At 65.1% G+C, this 19,396-nt stretch carries 16 protein-coding genes; 4 read left to right on the forward strand and 12 right to left on the reverse strand.

The annotated features are described in order from the left end of the window. The first annotated feature begins 12 nt into the window (after positions 1-12). Positions 13-735 (forward strand): SDR family NAD(P)-dependent oxidoreductase, encoded by a 723-nt coding sequence (locus C566_RS0101905; RefSeq protein WP_018772632.1) that lies wholly within the window; start codon positions 13-15, stop codon positions 733-735. Positions 736-1,677: 942 nt separating this feature from the next. Here the strand turns inward: C566_RS0101905 and C566_RS0101915 are convergent. Both C566_RS0101915 and C566_RS0101920 read right to left on the reverse strand, forming a co-directional pair. Then, positions 1,678-2,256 (reverse strand): GNAT family N-acetyltransferase, encoded by a 579-nt coding sequence (locus C566_RS0101915; RefSeq protein ID WP_018772634.1) that lies wholly within the window; start codon positions 2,254-2,256, stop codon positions 1,678-1,680. A 386-nt stretch (positions 2,257-2,642) separates the two neighbouring features. Next, positions 2,643-3,260 carry a TetR/AcrR family transcriptional regulator gene (locus C566_RS0101920; RefSeq protein ID WP_155846707.1) on the reverse strand — a complete coding sequence of 206 codons (618 nt, stop codon included), beginning with the start codon at positions 3,258-3,260 and terminating at the stop codon, positions 2,643-2,645. Positions 3,261-3,380: 120 nt separating this feature from the next. Between C566_RS0101920 and C566_RS0101925 the strand changes: the two genes are divergently transcribed. Then, positions 3,381-3,893: a cupin domain-containing protein gene (locus C566_RS0101925; RefSeq protein WP_018772636.1), complete on the forward strand. Its 513-nt coding sequence runs from the start codon at positions 3,381-3,383 to the stop codon at positions 3,891-3,893. 133 nt (positions 3,894-4,026) lie between these two features. On the opposite strand, the gene C566_RS0101930 is transcribed toward C566_RS0101925, so the two are convergent. The 3 genes from C566_RS0101930 to C566_RS20545 form a co-directional block, all read right to left on the reverse strand. Continuing rightward, a complete protein-coding gene (locus tag C566_RS0101930; RefSeq protein WP_018772637.1) occupies positions 4,027-5,721 on the reverse strand; it encodes a SulP family inorganic anion transporter in 1,695 nt (564 codons plus the stop codon). A 519-nt stretch (positions 5,722-6,240) separates the two neighbouring features. Next, entirely contained in the window at positions 6,241-7,260 is a 1,020-nt protein-coding gene (locus C566_RS20540) for a CHAD domain-containing protein (RefSeq protein WP_018772638.1), read from the reverse strand. Continuing rightward, complete coding sequence (locus C566_RS20545; RefSeq protein WP_018772639.1) at positions 7,257-9,149, reverse strand: ABC transporter ATP-binding protein; 1,893 nt, start codon at positions 9,147-9,149, stop codon at positions 7,257-7,259. The genes C566_RS20540 and C566_RS20545 overlap by 4 nt, the downstream gene beginning before the upstream one ends. A gap of 207 nt (positions 9,150-9,356) precedes the next feature. Between C566_RS20545 and C566_RS0101945 the strand changes: the two genes are divergently transcribed. After that, the gene (locus tag C566_RS0101945) at positions 9,357-9,668 is read left to right on the forward strand and encodes an MmcQ/YjbR family DNA-binding protein (protein WP_026266281.1); all 312 of its coding nucleotides are present in this window, start codon (positions 9,357-9,359) and stop codon (positions 9,666-9,668) included. 120 nt (positions 9,669-9,788) lie between these two features. On the opposite strand, the gene C566_RS0101950 is transcribed toward C566_RS0101945, so the two are convergent. From C566_RS0101950 to C566_RS0101970, 5 genes are all read right to left on the reverse strand, one after another. Further along, positions 9,789-10,415 (reverse strand): malonic semialdehyde reductase, encoded by a 627-nt coding sequence (locus tag C566_RS0101950; protein WP_018772641.1) that lies wholly within the window; start codon positions 10,413-10,415, stop codon positions 9,789-9,791. 59 nt (positions 10,416-10,474) lie between these two features. Next, positions 10,475-12,004: a bifunctional 3-(3-hydroxy-phenyl)propionate/3-hydroxycinnamic acid hydroxylase MhpA gene (gene mhpA, locus C566_RS0101955; protein ID WP_018772642.1), complete on the reverse strand. Its 1,530-nt coding sequence runs from the start codon at positions 12,002-12,004 to the stop codon at positions 10,475-10,477. Positions 12,005-12,065: 61 nt separating this feature from the next. Then, positions 12,066-13,955 carry an acyl-CoA synthetase gene (locus C566_RS0101960; protein WP_043465906.1) on the reverse strand — a complete coding sequence of 630 codons (1,890 nt, stop codon included), beginning with the start codon at positions 13,953-13,955 and terminating at the stop codon, positions 12,066-12,068. A 5-nt stretch (positions 13,956-13,960) separates the two neighbouring features. Next, positions 13,961-14,899 carry a fumarylacetoacetate hydrolase family protein gene (locus C566_RS0101965; RefSeq protein ID WP_018772644.1) on the reverse strand — a complete coding sequence of 313 codons (939 nt, stop codon included), beginning with the start codon at positions 14,897-14,899 and terminating at the stop codon, positions 13,961-13,963. Next, a complete protein-coding gene (locus C566_RS0101970) occupies positions 14,896-16,038 on the reverse strand; it encodes a VOC family protein (protein WP_018772645.1) in 1,143 nt (380 codons plus the stop codon). Before C566_RS0101970 ends, C566_RS0101965 begins: the two co-directional genes overlap by 4 nt. A 130-nt stretch (positions 16,039-16,168) precedes the next feature. Between C566_RS0101970 and C566_RS0101975 the strand changes: the two genes are divergently transcribed. Continuing rightward, complete coding sequence (locus C566_RS0101975) at positions 16,169-16,885, forward strand: TetR/AcrR family transcriptional regulator (RefSeq protein ID WP_018772646.1); 717 nt, start codon at positions 16,169-16,171, stop codon at positions 16,883-16,885. A gap of 45 nt (positions 16,886-16,930) precedes the next feature. Here C566_RS0101975 and C566_RS0101980 read toward each other — a convergent pair whose 3' ends face one another. Then, positions 16,931-18,157 (reverse strand): right-handed parallel beta-helix repeat-containing protein, encoded by a 1,227-nt coding sequence (locus C566_RS0101980; RefSeq protein ID WP_155846709.1) that lies wholly within the window; start codon positions 18,155-18,157, stop codon positions 16,931-16,933. Between the two features lie 169 nt (positions 18,158-18,326). Continuing rightward, positions 18,327-19,373 (reverse strand): zinc-binding dehydrogenase, encoded by a 1,047-nt coding sequence (locus C566_RS0101985; RefSeq protein WP_026266282.1) that lies wholly within the window; start codon positions 19,371-19,373, stop codon positions 18,327-18,329. Between the last annotated feature and the right edge of the window lie 23 nt (positions 19,374-19,396).

A 19,396-nucleotide genomic window follows, 5' to 3' on the forward strand; every position in this document is an offset into this window, starting at 1 on the left:
GGAAGGAAAAGAATGAACAACCCTGACGCCTCCCGATACACGGAGGGCCGTGCTGTAGTGGTCACGGGCGGAGCCAGCGGCATCGGCAAGGCCATCGCCGACGCATTCACCGCCAACGGCGACAGAGTCGCTGTCCTGGACCGGTCGGGCGTGGCGGGAACCATCGCCGTCGACGTCGCCGATGAAGCGAGCGTGAAGGCGGCCTTCGCCGCTGCCCGCTCCGAGCTTGGCACCATCGACGTCCTTGTGAACAGCGCCGGCCTGCTGACCGAATCGCCGTTGCAAGATATGACCCTGGCCATGTGGAACGAAACGATTGCCGTGGATTTGACCGGCGTGTTTCTGTGTTGCCGGGAGGTGGTGGGGGAGATGCGGCAGCAGAAGTGGGGCCGCATCATCAACATCGCCTCACAGCTGGCCATCAAGGGCGGCACCGGCCTCAGCCACTACAGCGCCGCTAAAGCCGGAGTCGTAGCAATGACCAAGGCCCTGGCCCTGGAAACTGCTGGCGACAACGTGCTGGTCAACAGCATCGCCCCGGGTCCCATCGAGACGCCCCTTGTAGACGGGATATCGGAGGAGTGGAAGGCCGCGAAACGTGCTGGTCTCCCGCTCTTGCGCTTCGGGCTGCCGGCCGAAGTCGCCCCTACCGCGCTGCTTCTGGCCAGCGATCCGGGCGGCAACTTGTATGTCGGCCAGACGCTGGGGCCAAATTCCGGCGACGTCATGCCCTAGGAAGGGACACTCACAATGTGCGGTGCGTGCGGACGAAGCGTTGTCAGGGATCCCGTGCTGGGAGCGGTCCGAACGATGCGGCAGCACCTGATCGTCGCCCAAACGATCAACAGCGTCTGCCAATCCTGGCCCGGGGCCCCGAAAGTGGTCGCCACCAGCGACGGCTGGCTGGTCTCGGGACCAACGGGTGCCACAGCGGCCGTCCCGACCGTGGAAGCAGTGTGGTCCGCCATTCTCCGGAGCAGTCCGGGATTGCGTTCCTCAGATCTGCATAATGTCGCGGACGGCCCAGGCGCTGCGGAAAATGCTGGCCCTGCGGGGAACATCGGAGATTTGGAGGCGAGGGTCCTGGCGGCCGGCGATCCTCAGGCGGAATTGGCGCTCCGGGTCTTGAACCTTGGCCAACACATGGCGCGCAATGTGGGCACGGTTCTGGGCTCCTTTCACTAACATTCACGGGCACAGCATTAGACGGCAGCACATCGAACGTCGTGACTGTGTATATGGATCAAGGAATTGCCCCACCTTAGGATTCTGCTCGGACCTTTCGTGACCGAACACCGATCGGTCGAGGCGGCTACAAGGGAGCCTGAGCGTCTTCTCCGTCCAGGCTGGTGCCGCCCTCCCACCTTCACGTGCCTTGGCTCCAGGGTGTGGCTCCTACTACTTTGAGCCAGTCGGTGATCGCGCGAACGACGACGGCGGTACGTCAGGGCGAGCTTGTCGTATAGGGTGGCGAGCCCGCGTCATTGCTTGAATACCTCTTTCCGGCGTTTCTAGGCATCTTTGTAGCTCACGGCCTAAGGCGGACGCGCGGCGCTGCCCGACCTGTCGGCCCTCGCCGCTGCGATATTTCCGCTGGCCAGGCCTCGTTGAATCGCTCAGAGTCGACCGTGGACCTCGCTGTGGGGTCTTTACGTCCGGCTGACTGATGCCGGCGGGTCACTGGCGACGAAGGCGGGAATTGTCAGCCTCCCATTCATCTCGGGTGATCGCGTACTCGACGTCACCGTGCTCCTCGCCCGGGACGGACACCGGCCAGTCGGCGACGAAGGCCCGCACCAGGCGCATCCCGGATTTCTCCATCACCCTTCGGGAGGCTGTGTTTACTGCCATGGTCGAGGCCACAACCCGTTGCACCCCGAACTCGGTGAACCCCTTGGCGATCAGCGCCCGCGATCCCTCCGTCGCGTGGCCCTTTCCCCATGCCGCGTGGCGCAGCCGGTAGCCCAGTTCCGGCTGATCTTGTGGATCGTCGGGGCCCGGCCGGAAGTGGAACCAGCCGAGAAATTCCCCGGTCGTCTTCTCGAGCGCGGCCCAGAACCCGTAACCGGGAAAGCGCTGGTAGTAGTCGAGGAATGCCGGGAGGAAGTCGCCTTCTATCTCGCCCCGGGAGGTGGGGATTCCGCCGGTGATGTACCGCATCACGCGCGGATCGCTGTCCAGTTCCACGAGTAGTCCGGCATCGTCGGGAGTGAACTGCCGGAGTAGAAGTCGTTCGGTCTCCAGGAAGGTGCGCATGCAGACATTCTCGCACCGGGGGAAGACCGTCACATCGATTTACGGTTGACCTGCTGCCGCTGGACGAGCGTCTGGCCATTGGGGTTGAACGGTCGCCTGTGAAGTTGTGGGGGAGCGGGTTCAGGGTCGTGGCTGGTGGGCCCAGCGCCCAAGGCATTCCCAAGCGAGGCGACGACCAGCCCAGCCAGCCCTATGGAGGTGAGGCGTACCGGCGTCGCACCTCGGGGTTTTTCCCGGCACGACACATTTCTTCGGGCTCGCGAAGACCGGTCTGGTGCAGGCCGTTGTGACCACCTTTCTGGACTCGCCTCTCTTCCGCTGAACGCCAAGCACGGCACCAATTGCAGCCGACCTGGCAGCAGGTTCTGTCCGCCGGTTTTAGCTGTTCACTGTCCGCGGACTCCCGCGTTCTCTGGCATGGGTGCGTCGGGCGTCTCTGGAGCGCGGACTGCGGTGGTGATCAGGGTGGACATGACTTCGACGGCGTCACCGTCGGAAAGCCCGTTGTCATGGCAAAGTGATCGCCAAGTCCAGAAGGAAACCGCGTGGCTGAGCGTGGCGTTAAACCTGGAATTCCTGTTCGGCTCGGGGAACGGCTCGACAAGAATGCTCCGGAAGTGGGCGTTCGAGGATTCGAGGGCCGTGCGGCGTGTTTGGGGGAGCGCATGCCAGTCCGCATAGATTCGGGTGAGCATGGCCTCGCCGCCGCGGTAGAACCGGTACAGATCGGAGAGGCCAACGGTCAGGCGTTCGAGTGGGTCGGTGTGCCGGGACCATTCCTCGGGGTCCGGCAGTTGCTGCTGCGAGAGCCAGTGCGAGGAGCAGGCGGAGAATAGTGCCTCCTCGTCAGGAAAGTGGCGGTAGACCGTCAGCCTGGTAACACCAGCCTTTTCGGCGATGCCCGCGATCGTGGTGCGGGCCGGCCCCATGGAACCGTGCAGGGTCACGGCCGCATCGACGATGCGCTGGTGAGTGCCGCTTATCTTTTCTGTCCTCTTGCTCATTTCGTAGCGGCGGCTCTCGGATGAACGGTGGTGTTCACTCAATGTATTGACTCGGTTTCTTCCCGGTCGGACAATTTCGGTAAACACCATTGTATATTGAAATTGGAAGGGTGGTCTGTTATGGACCTTGAAAGGGCTCCGCGGTTGACAGTTGTGCTGCCAGGCCACGGGCGGGAGGGCAGTCTCGGAACAATCGGTGTTGTCTTCAAGCTCTTCGGCGAACATACCAATGAACAGCTCTCGATTGTGGAGCACCCGTTCCCTGTCGGGGCTCTGGTCCCCCCGCACACCCATACGAGGGAGGACGAGTACTCGATCGTCCTTGAAGGCGAGATAGGGTTCCGGTCCGGTGATCGTGAGGCGGTGCTCGGAGCGGGAGGCTACATCACGAAACCGCGGGGGGAGCTCCACACGATGTGGAATGCCGGCAAAGTGCCCGCCCGGATGATTGAGATCATCAGCCCGGCCGGGTTTGAGCATTTCTTCTGGGGACTGGCCGATCACTTTGAAGCGGGTCCGCCGGATCCCGAGGTCATTGGCAAAATGGCCGCCGAATACGGTCTTCAGTTCGGTGAACCGCCCTGGCTGCCGGACATCATCGCCCGGTATGGGCTGACACCTCCGATGGGCTGACACGAGCCCAGGCGCAGAGGCCGGGCCTTCTACTTCACGACGTCCGTGGTTTGTCATTGAGAGTTTCAGTGTAGGCCGGGGTAACCACAGCGGCTCCAGGAACTGTTTGACGACGACCGGGGATAGCCGTGGCCTACCCCTCCCGTTTCTCCCGTTGGAACGCCCTCACTGCTTCGCTCACAGTCGGGTAGAAATGGTCGGGTGAGAACCGGGAGCCCATGCCGTACTGCAACAATCTGTCTTTGACCGGGTCTTTGAGCTCGGCGAATACCAGGTCCACGCCGTGCCGGTCCAGCCATTCGTCAAGCTGCACCAACTCGTCCAGTGCAGTCGTGTCGATTCCCGTGACTGGTTCTGCCGCGAGCACCACGCGTTCAGTGCCGTCCTCCGCCTGGTCCAGTTCGTTGCGCACGAACGATCCCAGCAAGGCTCCGTTGCCGAAGAACAGCGGTGCATCGAAGCGCAGGATCAACAGGCCGGGGATGCGTTCCCCTTCCGGATGACGGCTCACGTCGTGGTACCCGGGAATCCCGGGCACGTCCACCAGCTCAGCGCGGTAGGGGTCCCAGGAGTGCCGCAGGAAGTCCAGGATTGCCAAACCGATGGCAACGGCGATGCCCGGGAGGACGCCCAGTATGGTGACCCCCAGGAATGCCGCGAGCATCACCAACGATTCGCTGCGGCTCATGCCGATGAGCCGTCGCACACCGGCCGGGTCGGCTATTGCGACGGCTGCGGCGATGACAATGGCGGCAAGGGTTGTGGCCGGCAGGAACGCGGTGACGCCAGGCGCCACGAGCATGAAGCCGAGCACCAGGACGGCGCCTGCGGCCCCCGTGAGCTGGGATTTCGCCCCGGACTCGACTGCCACCGGCGTGCGGGACGTGCTGGCCGACACCGGGAAGCCGCCCAGTAGCCCGGTGGCAGCGTTCGCCGCACCCAAGGCTGCCATTTCATGGTTGCCGGATACCCTGCCGTCCTCTGCGGCCGCCAGGGATTGGGACAGAGTTCCGGTATCAACGAAGACGATGAGGGCGATCGCGGCGGCGGCGGGCAACAGTGTCAGGACGTCGGCCCAGCCAATTCCGCCCAGCGCCGGTGCGGGGAGCCCCTGCGGGAGGGCACCTGTGACCTTCAAACGCTCTTGGAGACCCAGCAGGGCCACGGCGATGCAGGACACAACCACCGCCATGAGCACGCCCGGAACCCTCCATTTCAGGCGGCGGGGAACCCAGATGAGCGCCAGTGAGACCAAGCCGAGCAGCAGTGCCGTCAAATTGGTCTCGCCGGCAAGCACCTTCGGTGCGGCGGCGATGAGTTTTTCCCAGGCTGTACTGCCTTCTACGGAGATCCCCAGGAGGGTGGGAAGCTGGGACACGGCCACCAGCAAGGCGATGCCATTGAGATAGCCGAGCCGGATGGGCTTCGACAACAGTCCAGTGACGATGCCCAATCTCAGCACTGAGCCGAGCAGCAAGATGCCGCCAATCAGTATCGCCAGGAGTCCAGCCAGGGCAACGGATTTCTGCTCGTTATCCGCGGCCAAGGGAACCAAGGCTGCAACGATCATCGGGGCGAGCGCGGAATCCGGCCCCAGCACCAGCACACGCGATGGCCCGACTGCTGCGTAGACAAGCAGGGGCACTACCGTCGCGTACAGGCCGGTCACCGGTGGAAGGCCGGCGGCCTGGGCGTACGCCATGCCCGCGGGGACCAGGATTGCGAAGAGCGCGGCGCCGGCCACCAGGTCGTGGCGCAGCCACTCGATCCTGTAGCCGCGCAGGGCTGGCGGGACCGCCCAGAATGGAATCTTTCCGGATCGGCGCATCTTCCGATCATGTCCCATCGTGCCCCTGCTCGCCATCCGTAATCGGGCGACCTCAGCCTTGCGCGGGACCTGTATTCGATTGATCGGATCGTTGCGCCCCAGCCATCGACTGTCTGCCTCTGCTCGGCTGGGGCTGCCAACAATCCCGGTCGTTCCCTGGCAATTGTTGTCAGGAACGTCCAGGAGATGAAACTAATGATTTGGTCTCAGGAAGGGAACAACAGGCGCGCAATGACGCTCATCGCGTACCAGCCCACGACCCCAAGGGCACCCAAAATAGCAATGGAAACTACCCAAAACCGGACGGAGCGTTTCGACCTCGCGTTTTCATACACAACAACCACCCCACGTTCAATCGGGATACGTCGGAACGCATCCTGCCAGAGGCGCCTTGCAGAAAGCTTGAATCGACACGGGGCCCACGGTCACTCGTCAGTTGGTTGATGCAGGGCTGACGGGGCTGACGAAACGGAGACTCCACGACAACATCTCTTAATCTGGGTTCACGGGTGGTGCGTTTCAGATCCCGCTTCCGGCCCGCGCGGCTGACGTCCCCGGGTCGTACTGGAGCGAGGCGGCGTCGGGCAGCCAGCCCGCCTCGTCGTAGAGGCTGCCTAGCCGGCGCGGAAGCTTCTCCAGAACACGGTCGGTGCGGACCTGCTCCAGAGCGTCCACCAGGTAGTACGTGCTGGTCGGATGACCTTTGGCCGACGCGGCGGAACCGAGCTCCTGCACCACTGGGCGGGTCACGACCGCGTCCTGGTAGTCGCCGAGCAGGTCCTGGAGCTTCTTGGCCTGCCGGCCCAGCCGCCGGGCGGGTTTGCCGACGACGGGGGTGGCGACGTCGATCACGTAGCGGAGTTGCTTGTCGGCCTTGCGGGCGTCGTGCAGTGCCTCGTCCCGCTCCGTCCCCGCCGGCAGCGCCTGGGCGGCCACGAGGTGACGGTCGAGCGTGCGCAGCGCCTTGGCGATGCTCTTTGGCAGCTCCTCCGCCGCGGGCCGCGCCGCGCGCTCGGTGAAGGGCGGGTCGGCCGGCGGCCAGTCCAGCACCTGACGGAGCGCGGCATAGCGATCGCTGGAGAGCGTGGCCTGGGTGGTCTGGCTGCTACTGACGGCGAGCTGGTCCAGCTGGGTCCGGGCGTCGTCGACCACAGGGCCAACGATCAACTCCGACGGCAGGGCGTCGTGCTGTCGTTTCAGCTCGATGAGTGTCCTCTGGGTGTCGTTCTCCTCGCCGAGCTGGCGGCCCAGCCACGCCAGCTCGGCGCACACCGGTCGGGTGACCTGCCGATCGAGGACGCGGGAGAAACCGCGAAGCGTGGAACGCAGCTGGCGGATCGTGACGCGCATCTTGGTGACCCCCTTCGGGTCGCCGTCGCGCACCTTGCGCTCGGCGTCCCGAAGCGCCCTGGTCTGGGCGCGGAGGGCCTGCAGCACCACCTCGCCGGCCGTGGGTGGGGACGCGGTCGACGTCTGGTTCTTCGACGACTTGGTGCGGCCGGTGGACGGCTCCAGGGTGTTCGTCGCGGTGGTGGTCATGAGAGGGCTCCGATGGTAGTGAGGCGGGTGCGATTGGCGGAAGGGTCTGCCGGTGCGGTCCCGGGCAGCTCGGTGTCCAGGACGCCACCCTGGCGCAGGTAGACGGTGCGGGTGGCCAGGGCAGTGACCGCGGGCCGGTGCGTCGTCGCGATGATCGTGCGACCTTCGACGAGCCGGCGCAGCGCCTGGACAACGAGCTCCTCGGCGCGAACGTCCAGGCCGGCGGTGGGTTCGTCGAGGAGCACGACGGGGGCGTCGACGAGCAGTGCGCGGGCGATGCCGACGCGTTGGCGCTGCCCGCCGGACAGCCCGGTCCCGCCGGTACCGACGGTGGTGTCGAGCCCGTCGGGGAGGTCGTCGGCGAACTCGCTGACCAGGGCCGCCTCGGCGGCGGCAGCCACCTCGGCGTCCGTGGCGTCGGGGCGGCCGTAACGGATGTTGTCGACCAGTGTGCCGGAGAACAGGAAGGTGTCCTGCAGGACCATGGCCACCTGCTGGTGCAGCCAGTGCTCCGGGACGTCGGGGACCGAGTGCCCGTCGAGCAGGACCTGGCCGGTGGTGGGACGGTAGAGGCCACCGATCACGGACAGGAGGGTCGACTTGCCGGCGCCGTTGTCACCGAGCAGGGCGATCCGCTCGCCAGGGGTGACGGTCAGGTCCACGTCGGTAAAGACCGGGCCGCGGCCGGTGCCGTAGTCCAGCACGACCTTGCGCAGCTCGATGCGGCCGTCGGCGCGGGCCGGCAGCGGCTCGTCGGTGCCTTGGTGGTCGGTGGGCTGGTCGAGGATGTCGGCGATCCGTTGTGCGGAGGCGGCGCCCTGGGTGAAGCTGGGTGCCAGCTTGGCCAGAGACTTCATCGGCGAGAGCATGGTCTTGAGGTAGCTGGTGACGACCACCAGCACCCCGACCTGCCACCAGCCGTTCAGCGCTCCGTAACCGCCGACGAACAACACCAGCGCGGTGCCCACGGCGGCGACCAGTTGCAGGGTGGGGGAGAACTTGGCGCTGATCTTGACCGAGCGCAGCGACAGGCCGAGCACGTTGTCGTTCTGCGTGGCGAACCGCTGGTCTTGCACCCGCTGGCTGCCGAACGCGTGCACGGTGCGGATGCCCATCAGGGATTCGGTGACGAGCCCGGTTAGGTAGCCGGTGGCGGCGCGCTTGCGACGGGCATACTGCCGGGTCAGGCCGGCGAAGTGGTTGGCGGTCAGGAACATCAGCGGGGCGACGACGAGTCCGATCAACCCGAGGCGCCAGTCCACCGCGACCATCACGGCGGCGGTACCGGCCAGGGTGAGCACGGACGGGACGAGGTCGGTGCCCACATCCCGCAGGGTCGATTCCACCGTTGACGTGTCGGAGACGACCCGGCTGGTCAGCTCGCCAACGTTCTGCCGGTCGTGGAAGGCCATCGGCAGCCGCTGGGTGTAAGCGAACACATCCGCGCGGATGCGCGAGGTGATCCGCTGGCCGGACCCGTTCATGTACATGTCGCCCAGGTAGGAGAACATCCCCGCGGCAGCGGTGATCACCACCACGGCGCTCGCCGCGACCAGCAGCATCGCCATCGACGAACCGCCGAACCACCCGGCGACGGTGTGCAGGATCCCGCTCTTGCCCTGGCCGTTGCCTTGGCCCTTGTCCTGGAGCAGGTCGTTGATGACCAGCGCCAGCGGCCAGGGGGCGGCCAGATTGGCGGCCATTTGCCCGCCGTTCATCAGCACGCCCAGGACCAGCGACTTTCGCTCCGCCCGGCCGTAGTCCTTGAACCGCCACAACTCGCGCAGAGTGCTGAGATCCCAGCGCGAACGCCCACCGGCGCCGTGTCTTTGGGGTGCGTCGGCGTCTTCCGGGTTCGATGGCAGATCGTTCGTGGAGTGTACGGTCATAGGTTGCTCCTCTGTACAGGGCGGTATGGGCAACGGCGTCGACGATGCGGGATGCACCGCAGAAACATACGTTGTATGGTAGTTCAACCATACAGCGTATGGAAGGTGGGCCGCAATACCGACCGCCTGTGGGCGAAGCAATTCTTGGGGGTCTTCCGAGGGAGGGCAGACGTTGCCCGGCCAGGGGCTCCGGTGCCACAGTGAACCATGGCCACAGAGGAAGATGTTCGGCAGATCTGCCGTGGACTGCCGGGGGTTAGCGAGCGGTCCAGCTGGGGCCGGCCGGCGTGGTTCGGAAAAACCCTGATGGCACGCATCTGGGAAGATGGCGTCCTCACCGTGAAAACCGAGGAGCGGGAAGCGCTCGCAGGGACCGGCCCCGGCACCTACTTCTGGACGCCCCACCACGAACGGTCACCGAAACTGGTACTGGTCCGCTTGGAAAGGATCGACGTCGAGGAACTGGACGAGCTGCTTCAGGAGTCGTATCGCATGGCTGGCGGGGGAGCAGGCAGGTAGGCGCCGGGCCGCCGGTGCCAAAGCACGGGCTCCCCGACGGGGCCTGTGCTGCACAAAAGGCAGGGTTTCTTCTTCGCTGCGGCGAAGGAGAAATCCCTGCCTGTTGGGGAATGCGGCCAGTTAGACGGTTCGTACGGCGATGTCGGCGGAGAGGCGGGGCAGCCGTGGGAACCAGGCGTCCTCGCCTGGTTCCCCGACGTTGACCACCATGAACGCCCGGTGTGTCGTGCCGGCGTTGAAGTCAGCGTCGACGCCGGCGGCGTCGAATCCACCCATGGGGCCTGCATGGAGTCCGACTGCGCGTACCGCCATGATGAAAATTCCGGATTGGAGCCATGCGTTGTTTTTGCCGATTTCAGCGCGCATGGTTGTGTCGCCGTCGAACATTGCTTTGCGTTCGGGTGCGGGTGGGAAGAACGTCGGGAAATGTTCGTGCCAGTCGCTGTCGTAAGACAGCACCGCAACTGCCGGGGCGGTGCGGGTCTTTTCCTGGTTACCTTCGGCCAGGTGCGAGGCAAGGCGTTCGCGGCCTTCGGATGACTGGACCCAGGTGATGCGCAGCGGCTGGTTGTTCATCATCGTGGGGCTCATCTTCGTCAACTCGTAGATCGCGGCTAACGTGTCGGCTGAGACGGGTTTGGAGGAGAAGCTATTGGCGGTCCGCGCTTCGAGGAAGAGCCGTTGGGTGCTGTCGAAGTCGATGGCGAGATGGTCCTCGTCTGTGGCTGCGGTTGTTGTGGGGTTCATGGTGTTCCTTTGATGTTCGGGTATGGGAGCGGTTGATCCCGCGGGGTGTGACGCCGACCTCAGCCGGGTCTCACCTTGGCGGAGTGGAACGACGGCAGCCGGGTGAGGCTCCCGGCGACGGAGGCGGAGGTGAACATCACGGCGCGATCCGGGCGGACAACCGCAGCAGCGATCCGATGCCGGACGAGCCACTGGTGGAGCTCGGATCCGGGGTCGGGGACGACGGGCGACGCGCCCTCGTGCAGGATCTGTTCGCGCTCCTCGGCGGTGATCGCGTGAGCTAGCAGCGCGAATCCGTTTCCGGCGACGTCATCGAATCGCTTGGCGTCCGGGGTATCCGAGGTGCGGGAGTTGGGGCAGATACGTCCGACGGCGGACGTGCGGGCGAGTGCAGAGAGCTGAGAGCCGAGGGGGTTAGCTGTCCATGACTGTGCGGGAAGGCCCGCCACGAGGTGCAGGCCCGGAGCGAGGAACCGCCGCAGGGCCGTACCGATGCGACCACCCGCGGTCATGGTGAGGCCGAACAGCTTTGCGACGGTGATGGTTCTTCTCGCGTGCCGCTTGCGCTCGGTCTGGTAGCTGGCCAGCGTGGTTGCGGGGAGGTCGCCGGCGAGAACAGCGGCGAGCTTCCAGGCCAGGTTCATCGCATCTCGGAGTCCCGCCCCCATGCCCTGGCCGATGAAGGGAGGACTCAGGTGAGCGGCGTCGCCGAGGAGGAAGACCCGGCGGTCGCGCCACTTGTTGGCGACCTGGGCGCGGAAGGTGTAGTCGGCGACCCGGATCACGCGCAGATCGTCCGCCGGGACGTCGCCGGTCCACGGCCGGATCAGCTGATGGAGCGTATCCATCGTCGCAAAGTCGGCGGCAGTCTCGTTGGGCAGCAGCCGGAACTCCCAGCGGTAGCGGAGCTCTCCGACGCGCATGTAGGTGCCGGCGCGGTGGGAGTCGCAGAGCTGGTGGATGCCTTCCCACTGGTTCAGTTGCGCCGAGGTGTCGACGTCGACAACCAGCCAGCGCTGTTCGAAGCCCAGGTCCTCCATCTCCGCGCCGATGGCGCCCCTCACCATGCTGCTGGCACCGTCGCAGCCGAGGACGTGGCTGGCACGGACTGACTCGCGTGCGCCTGTGGCACGATCCGTGAAGTCCACCTGCACTGCCGCGTTGCCTTGGGTCACGCGGAGAACCTCGACATTTTCTCGCAGGGTCACCGTAGGCATGATCCGGAGGTTGTTGCGCATGAGCTGCTCGAGGTCCGGCTGGTCAAACATGTTCGCCTGGGGATAACCGTGGGCGCCGCCGTCGGCCGGTCGCTGGAACTCCGCGAGCACCCGGTGGTCGGGTGCGAGCAAACGTAGCCCGTGTGCAGGGCGGCTGAGCCCAGCGAATTGCGTCCCCACGCCTAGACGGTGGAGGATGCGGTAGACCTCGTCGTCGAGATGCACCGCCCGTGGTAGCGGGTAGACGCCCTCCCGTCGTTCCAGGACGAGGCACTCGACGCCGTACTGGCCGAGTAGGGTGGCGACAGCCAGTCCGGACGGGCCGGCGCCGACGACGACCACGGGCGCCGCGCCGTCGTTATGGGCGCTCATACTATTGCCGCCGTAGCGAGCATGATGAAGCATCCAACCAGCGCTATCGTGAGGATGACGATCATCGTTCCGCCTTTCGTGCGGGCCGATGCGTGATCCGCCATCGGACGCCGTATTCGTCCAGGGCGCACTTGACGGCCGCATGGGATGCCTCGTCAGCACTCACGGTGACGACTATCGTTCCGTCCTCAATCTCGGTCTCCACGGCGTGGACGGCTGCTGTCTCCCGCAGGGCCTCACCCAGCGCTACCCTGGTGGCGTCCGCCCGGAGCGCGAGCTTGTAAAGTTTGCCGACGGCGGTGACCGGAAGCTGGTCGACGACTGTGACCGACTTTGGCGAGGACGCCCGTTCCCCGACCCGGTCATCCGCCCAGCGGACCAGGTCCTCGGACCTGGTGGTTGCACCCGCGGCCAAGGTTACGTAGGCGACAGGTACCTCTCCCGCATACCGGTCGGGTCTGCCGACCGCAGCCGCGCCGGTCACGTCCGGGTGGGTGAGGAGGGCGTCCTCGACGATTGCGGGGTCGATGTTGTGGCCGCCTCGGATGATCAGATCTTTGGCGCGACCGGTGAGCTGGACGAATCCGTCCTCATCGACCTGCCCGAGGTCGCCGGTGTCGAGCCAGCCGTCCCGCAGTTTTCCGAGGCCGTCGAGCAAGGGGCCGCCGGGGCCGCTGCCGATGACATAGCCGGGAAAGACCGTCGGGCCCTTGATCACCAGCTGCCCGCTTCTGCCCGGTCCCACATCATGCCAGTGCCCAGCGTCGTCGACGTGCACCGCCTTGATCTCTTGGTAGGGCAGTCGGGCGCCGAGCGAACTCCCGGTGGCGCCTGGGAAGCTCCGTACGCTTACGCATGTGGCTTCCGTCAGGCCATACCCTTCAATGAGGGCGACGCCGGTGGCTGTCTCGAAGCCAGCACGCACGGCCGCGGGCAGGGGACTGGCTCCGACCATGGCGTGGCGCAGGCTGCTGATGTCGGCATTGACTTCAGTCGCGGCGAGCGTGGCGTAAACGGTAGGGACGGCGCTCATGGCTGTAAGCCGGTGGTGCTCGACGAGCTTCCAGAAGACGCGGTAGAGGGCAGGGTCGCGGTAGCCCAGCGGTCCGGACCACACGACCGTCTGGCCCTTGAAAAGGGGGGCGAGGACGGTCACCACGAGGGCATTGACGTGGAACAACGGCAGGGCGGCGAAGTACACGGCGTCCTCGTCGGGGAGGTCGTTGGCTGCGAGCATCCAGGCGTCGGCGACCTCGTTGGCTTGGGTGTGTGCCGCCAGCTTCGGGGTGCCGGTCGTGCCGCCGGTGTGGAAGAGTGCCGCAAGATCGCCTGGTCCCGGCTGGACACCGTGGAACTGTTCGGATGACGCGTTTGCTGCCCGACGTCTCAGGTAGTCCACGCTTGCGGATCCGACTCTCGAGGCCGGGCCGGCGGATGCCTGCCCGGTTGGTGACATGAGGAGCACGTAGTCCAGCAGGCCCTTCTTCGCGAGGCTGAAAGCGGCCTCGGTGACGACGGGATCGAGATCGGGCCCGGCCGCCACCAGCACACGCGCGCCCGAGCGCTGGAGCAGCTCGGCGATGTGGTTCTGGGCCAAGCCGGGATTGATGGGGACGGCGATGCCGGCAGCCTGGGCGGCGAGGGTCGCGGAGATGAGCTCCTGGCAGTTGGGCGAGAGCAAGGCCACGGTGTCGTGGCGGCCGACCCCGATTTCTGCCAGCAGGTTCGCCATCCGGTTCACATCGGCGAGAAGCTCAGCGAAGGTCAGCTTGACGGTTTCCTGCCAGCGCTCGGTGTTGGCGAGTACTGCCGCCGCCGTCCGATCCGGCCACAGCCGGGCGGCTCGGCACAGCAGCTCGTATGTCGATGCCGGAAGCCCGCGTTCGGAGAGGGGGGTCCTCTCGATGTCGACAATGTCATCTGGGCTCGAGTACCGCGGCCAGAGAGGCATGCCGTTCACCGGCTGTTCCTCACGGTCGTGCGCTGGCGCCCCAGATCGATCTTCCCGTCGTCGGTACTGACGTCGATCTCGATGACGTCACCGCTCTTGAGGTACTTTCGATTGCGGCCCTGGGCCTTGAAGAACAGGCGCCACTTAGTGGCCGGGGGCAGCAGATTGCTGATGATCTCGACTGGCTTCGGTGGTGCGCTCAGTGCGGTGCCCACAGGGGTGCCAGTCAGGACCAGGTCGCCGGGGGAGAGGTGCTGGAAGCGGGTGAGAGCCTGCAACGCCTGGACGGGGAGGTAGATCATGTCGGCTACCGTCATGTCCTGGCGGATCTCGCCGTTCACCCACAGCCGCAGCCGCAGCTCAGCAAAGCGGTTCCAGTCCTCGGCGTCGAAGAGCACGAGCGTCGGTCCGGTGGGCGTGAAGCTCGGGTAGGACTTGGACTCGTAGAACTGGGTCTTCGGGAGTTGCAGGTCGCGGGCCGAGACGTCGTTGGTGATCACGAGCCCAGCGACGTGATCGGCGATCGTCTCAGCGGTGATGACGGAGCCGACCGGGGTCTCTTGGCCCATCACGAGACCGATCTCAGCCTCGTAGTCGAGGAACCGAACGTGCGAGGGCCGGACGACGTCGTCATGGGGCCCGCTGATCGAGCCCGAAGACTTGCGGAAGAATGTCAGTGGGATCTTCTTAGGATCCAGGCCGGCGTCGCTCACGTGTGAGGCGAAGTTCGTCATCTGGGCCACCACGCGGCACGGCACTGTGATCGGCGAGATGAGGTCGAGGCTTTCCACCGGCACAGTTTCGCCGCCGCCGATCGCGGCGTGGATGGCCGCCCGATCGGCGATCAGCTCGCCGGTGGTGGTCGCAGGAGTGGCGATACGGGCGGCGCCGGTGGGCGTGTGGACCCACCAATCGTCGGCGGTACGCAGGATGGAGACGGTCATGAGGTGGCTACTTTCATCAGGCCGCGCAGGCGCGTGAAATCGAACTCGTTGTCGTCGCGGAGCGCGGAGACCATCGAGGCCAGCTCACGCAGCGACTCTCGGCCAGGGGCCATGCCGAGGAAGTCCTTGGTCGCCGGAGGACCCCACTGGGCGAGATTGGAGGCGGACATTTGTGCCCAACCGGGCTCGAGGGTGCAGTCGAACATGTCCCCATCGGTGAAGTGCTCGACCAGGAAACCGTTGGGATCCCGCCAGTAGTCGAAGATTTGGCTGCCCTGGATGTGGCGGCCGATCCCCCACGAACGGTGGTACCCAAGGTCGTTCAGCAGCTCACCGCCGGCGGCAAGGGCATCGAGGTCAGCGACCTGGTATGCCGAGTGCACGTAGCGATTCGTCGGTCCCAGCGTCATGGCGATGGTGTGATGATCGGTCGGTGTCGAACCCCGGTCGCAGCGGATGAAGCTCATTGTCGGACCGCGTTCGCGCTGGCCCGGGTAATAGAGGAAATCACTGACGATCAGGCCGAGGTGCTCCAGGTACCAGTCGAGCGTTTCACGGTACTTTGTGCTCTGCAGCACGACGTGGCCGAGGCGCTGGACCGTCGCTGGTTGCCGCAATGGCCGCTGGGTCTGGTTGGCCCGCGCCAGCCCGTGGCCGGTGTTGAACGTGAGGGGCGTCTGGGCCGGCAGCGACGGGAGTTTGTGCGTGTCTGCGACGACGCGAATCGCAGCGCCGCTCGGATCCACGAGGTCGACCCCTATGCCACCGATCGTCTCCGGTAGCTTTTTCGAGGTCGCGCCCGTCGCGCCAGCCAGGCGAAGGACGTCCGAGGCCGCGGCCGCTGTGAACGCGGCACCCAGGTATTGCGACCTCGGTCCGCGCCGTACGATCACGCACGGCGCCCCGGTGTCGGTGCCTCGCAGGTGCAGCTCGTCAGGGGTGCGCAGGCTGGTGGCGAAGCCGAAGGCGTGCGCGAAGGTCTCTGCAGCGAGCAAGTCTGGTTTCTGGAACTCTAGCCAGGCGATGTCATGCACCTTGATGATCGGGTTTGCCGCCCGTCCGGGGTGCTCGCCTCGCAGCGCCCCGTGCTCACTGTGCAGGTCGCTGTGGATCCCGGCGTGGTCATGGTGGTCATTCATGGATGTCCTCACTTTCTGAATATATGTTCTGTTATGAAGATATCGTCAGTCAAGAGGAGTTGAAGATTTCTTCACTATTGTTGGTGCGCTGGTAGGATTGCGATGACCGGATGACTTCAAGGAGCCAGTGATGACCCAAGCCCCAGCCTCGTCCCCGGAACCCACCCGGTCGCATCGGCGGAAGGCGCAGACTCGCGCCGCACTGGTCCGCGCAGCACAGTCCTTCCTGGCTCAAGGACAGACCAACACGCCGGTGCTGGAGATCACTCAGGCCGCGGATGTTGGGATCGGCTCGTTCTACAACCACTTTGCGTCGAAAGACGAGCTGTTCGAGGCGGCGGTCGAGCACGTCATGGACCTCCTTGGTGCTGTCCTCGACGAACTCACGACGGACGTTGACGACCCGGCCGTGGCGTTTGCGACCAGCTTCCGGTTGACCGGTCGCTTCCACCGCCGTGAACCTCAGCTCAGCAAGGTGATCCTGCACAGCGCCCTCGACCTCCTCGGCGCGCAGAAAGGACTGACGCCGCGGGTCCGGCGTGACATCGAGGCGGGCATCGAGTCCGGTCGGTTCACGATGACGGACGTCGACGTCGCCGTGGTGTGCGCCGTCGGCGCGGCAACCTTTCTTGGACAGCTCATCCATGCCGAACCGGACCGCGACGACGCCGAGGCGACGGATCGGGCGGCCGAGGCGCTGCTGCGAATGCTGGGTGTGCCTGCCAATGAAGCGCGTGCAATATGTCGCAGTCCACTCCCCGAACTCCATACTGCCGGGCTGCGCGGTGCCGTCGACGAGCGCGGTGCCGTCGACGAGGTGACGGCGAACGGAGGCGCTGCCCGCTGAATTGCCCGACCTCGGGATGACGACGGAACGCGACCGACGGCCGGGCTAATTGCGCTCTGGATCCTCGGGTGCTCTCCGGGATTCGAGTTTTTGAAGGCCGTCCGCAAATTCGCAGTTGTGAATTAAGAGTTCGGTGACGTCAAACCCGCTCATTTCCTTACTGCCTGCAAATATGTTCTTGTCGAACGTGCAGTTCATGAATGACAGGGATTTGGGCCGCTGATACGTGGCGAAGCTAAAGCTGCCGTCTTCAAATCGGCAATCTTTAAAGGTCAGGGACACGGCGTCGCGGCTTTGTTCCAAATTTTCAAATGTTGTTCCGCTGAAAGTGCATCGGCTGAAGTCGATTCGACCGTGACCGCTGCCGTTTTCGTCGACACTGTATCTGATGGTGCCGCCATGAAACACGGAATCCTGGAACAGAAGATTGCCCATATCCAACTGCAGATCGGTCAGGTCGACGCTGCCGGCGGCCATGTACCATCTGGTCATGAACCCGATGTCATAGTCTCCACGGTCCTCGGCGCGGACGCCCCGGAGGTCCAGCTGTGCGCCATTGACGTATAGGTCGGGAATGTTGGACGGAGCCTGATAAGCCATGTTGATGTGCAGCCCCCAGTACCGTCCCTCCGCGAGCCCTGCTTTTAGGCGGCCGAGGATGGTCGCGGTAATGACAGAGCCTACATCCGAAAGATTATCTCTGTCCTTCTTCGCCAATCTTAAAAATTCAGTCAAAAGACTTACACAGTTTTGCCGCTCAACTTCGTTGCGCTGCGCCCACCATTCATCGGTCAGGGACTCGATTGAATGGACGCCAGCAATGGCGAGGGGGAGTTTTTTGCTCCCGAGCTGTTCTGCTGCAAGTGAGTAACGGTCCCTAAGGTCGGAGACCACCTGGGTATCGTGCTGCCGTTGCTGTAGTTCCAAAAGGCTGTTAGTAATCGAGAGGTTTTCCTCTGTCGCTCGTTGACGCCGGTAGGTGAGTAGGAGCGTCACACCAACACCGAGCGCAGCCGCTGCTGTCACGGCGTTGCGAAGAATGCCGGCCTGTTGATCAGCCGTCAGCGTCTGCTGGTGGCCCAGGGGTGTCAGGCTCTGCGTGGTGTAGGCGGCGAAGACGTAGGACAGCGCCGAGATCAAGGCCAGAGAGGCGAGAAATCCGAGAAGGACCAGCCCCCATAGGCTGACTTTTTCCTTCGGAGCAGCCGTCGGTGACTCGCGGCGTTTCCAATACATGGCATCCTCTGTTGTCTCGAATGTTGAGCGGTTCACAAGGTCTATATGTGCGCTGAACAAGGTTCGTTGCTGCCTCGGTGACGCTTACGTGGGGCTGAAGACCTGGGATGAAATGACAGTCCACGAGACTGGCGCCGGCGCTCCCTCAAGCGCCGGCGCCCACTGGCTCCTGCCGAGGTGGTCTAGATGAACTTCTGTTCGCTTGTCAGGGCACCAGGATGAGGCGGATCGGGTCGCCGATCTTGTTCGCCAGCCGGTTCACCGCGTCGGCGGCCTCGGCGAGCGGGAAGTGGTCGGTGATCGAGGGGGCGAGGTCCAGGCGACCCACCTCGGCCAGCCGAACCAGCTCGCTGACGGACTCGGGGGTGCCACCGTAGTGTCCGCGCACCTGCTTGCCGAGGTAGTTGAAGGTCAGGCCCTCGGTGATGGTGAGGGGCCTTGGGCTGATGCCGACCAGGATGAGGGCGCCGTTGAGGCCGAGTACGGAGGCGGCCTGCTCCCGGACGGCGGGCACGCCGGCGCAGTCGAAGGCGAAGTCCAGGCCACGTCCGCCTGTGGCTGTGCGGATCTGGTCGACGAAGTCGTCGGCGGCAGGGTCCAGGGCGAAGTCTGCACCGAAGGCCAGGGCACGCTCGCGGGCGCTGGGCAACGGGTCGACGGCGATGACCGGCGCGGCGCCGGCCATGCGGGCGACGCGGACGTTGTGGGCGCCGACTCCGCCGACGCCCCAGATGCCAACGGACTGCGCGGGGCGCACCCCGGCGGTGGCAACGACGGCGGCGTAGGGGGTGGAAACCGCGTCGGGGATGATCGCTGCCTGATCGAAGGGGAGGTTGTCGGGGATGGGGATGAGCGTGTCCTCGCGGGCGACGGTGTACTGTGCCCAGCCGCCGTCGTAGTCAATGCCGGCGGTGAGCATCTGGGTACAGGGGCGGTGGCGCACGCAGCCGGTGCACTGGCCGCAGGTCTTGCCCGCCTCAAGGGTAACGCGGGTGCCGACGGTCAGGCCGCGCTTGAGGTCAGGGCCGAGGGTGTGGATCACACCGGCGACCTCGTGGCCGACGGTGACTGCGTCGGAGGTGGCGAACATCGGGACGAGCGAACCGTCGAGTAGGTGGACGTCCGACAGGCAGACACCTGCTGCCTTCACCTCGATCAGGATTTCACCGGGGCCAGGAACGGGGATGGGAACCTCCTCCACGGCGAACTTCTTGCTGTCCAGGTGGAAGCGTCCGGCGAGCATGGTAGGCATGGTGATCTGCTTTCTCTGAGCGG

Source organism: Arthrobacter sp. 131MFCol6.1 (assembly GCF_000374925.1).
Lineage (GTDB): Bacteria > Actinomycetota > Actinomycetes > Actinomycetales > Micrococcaceae > Arthrobacter.

What these genes read in the sequence shown, in the direction of transcription:
- C566_RS0101975 (WP_018772646.1), top strand. Translation starts at nt 16,169, where the DNA reads ATGACCCAAGCCCCAGCCTCGTCCCCGGAACCCACCCGGTCGCATCGG.
- C566_RS0101920 (WP_155846707.1), bottom strand. Translation starts at nt 3,260, where the DNA reads ATGAGCAAGAGGACAGAAAAGATAAGCGGCACTCACCAGCGCATCGTC.
- C566_RS0101985 (WP_026266282.1), bottom strand. Translation starts at nt 19,373, where the DNA reads ATGCCTACCATGCTCGCCGGACGCTTCCACCTGGACAGCAAGAAGTTC.
- C566_RS0101965 (WP_018772644.1), bottom strand. Translation starts at nt 14,899, where the DNA reads ATGACCGTCTCCATCCTGCGTACCGCCGACGATTGGTGGGTCCACACG.
- C566_RS0101950 (WP_018772641.1), bottom strand. Translation starts at nt 10,415, where the DNA reads ATGAACCCCACAACAACCGCAGCCACAGACGAGGACCATCTCGCCATC.
- C566_RS0101925 (WP_018772636.1), top strand. Translation starts at nt 3,381, where the DNA reads ATGGACCTTGAAAGGGCTCCGCGGTTGACAGTTGTGCTGCCAGGCCAC.
- mhpA (WP_018772642.1), bottom strand. Translation starts at nt 12,004, where the DNA reads ATGAGCGCCCATAACGACGGCGCGGCGCCCGTGGTCGTCGTCGGCGCC.
- C566_RS0101905 (WP_018772632.1), top strand. Translation starts at nt 13, where the DNA reads ATGAACAACCCTGACGCCTCCCGATACACGGAGGGCCGTGCTGTAGTG.
- C566_RS0101945 (WP_026266281.1), top strand. Translation starts at nt 9,357, where the DNA reads ATGGCCACAGAGGAAGATGTTCGGCAGATCTGCCGTGGACTGCCGGGG.
- C566_RS0101970 (WP_018772645.1), bottom strand. Translation starts at nt 16,038, where the DNA reads ATGAATGACCACCATGACCACGCCGGGATCCACAGCGACCTGCACAGT.
- C566_RS0101930 (WP_018772637.1), bottom strand. Translation starts at nt 5,721, where the DNA reads ATGCGCCGATCCGGAAAGATTCCATTCTGGGCGGTCCCGCCAGCCCTG.
- C566_RS0101960 (WP_043465906.1), bottom strand. Translation starts at nt 13,955, where the DNA reads ATGCCTCTCTGGCCGCGGTACTCGAGCCCAGATGACATTGTCGACATC.
- C566_RS20540 (WP_018772638.1), bottom strand. Translation starts at nt 7,260, where the DNA reads ATGACCACCACCGCGACGAACACCCTGGAGCCGTCCACCGGCCGCACC.
- C566_RS20545 (WP_018772639.1), bottom strand. Translation starts at nt 9,149, where the DNA reads ATGACCGTACACTCCACGAACGATCTGCCATCGAACCCGGAAGACGCC.
- C566_RS0101915 (WP_018772634.1), bottom strand. Translation starts at nt 2,256, where the DNA reads ATGCGCACCTTCCTGGAGACCGAACGACTTCTACTCCGGCAGTTCACT.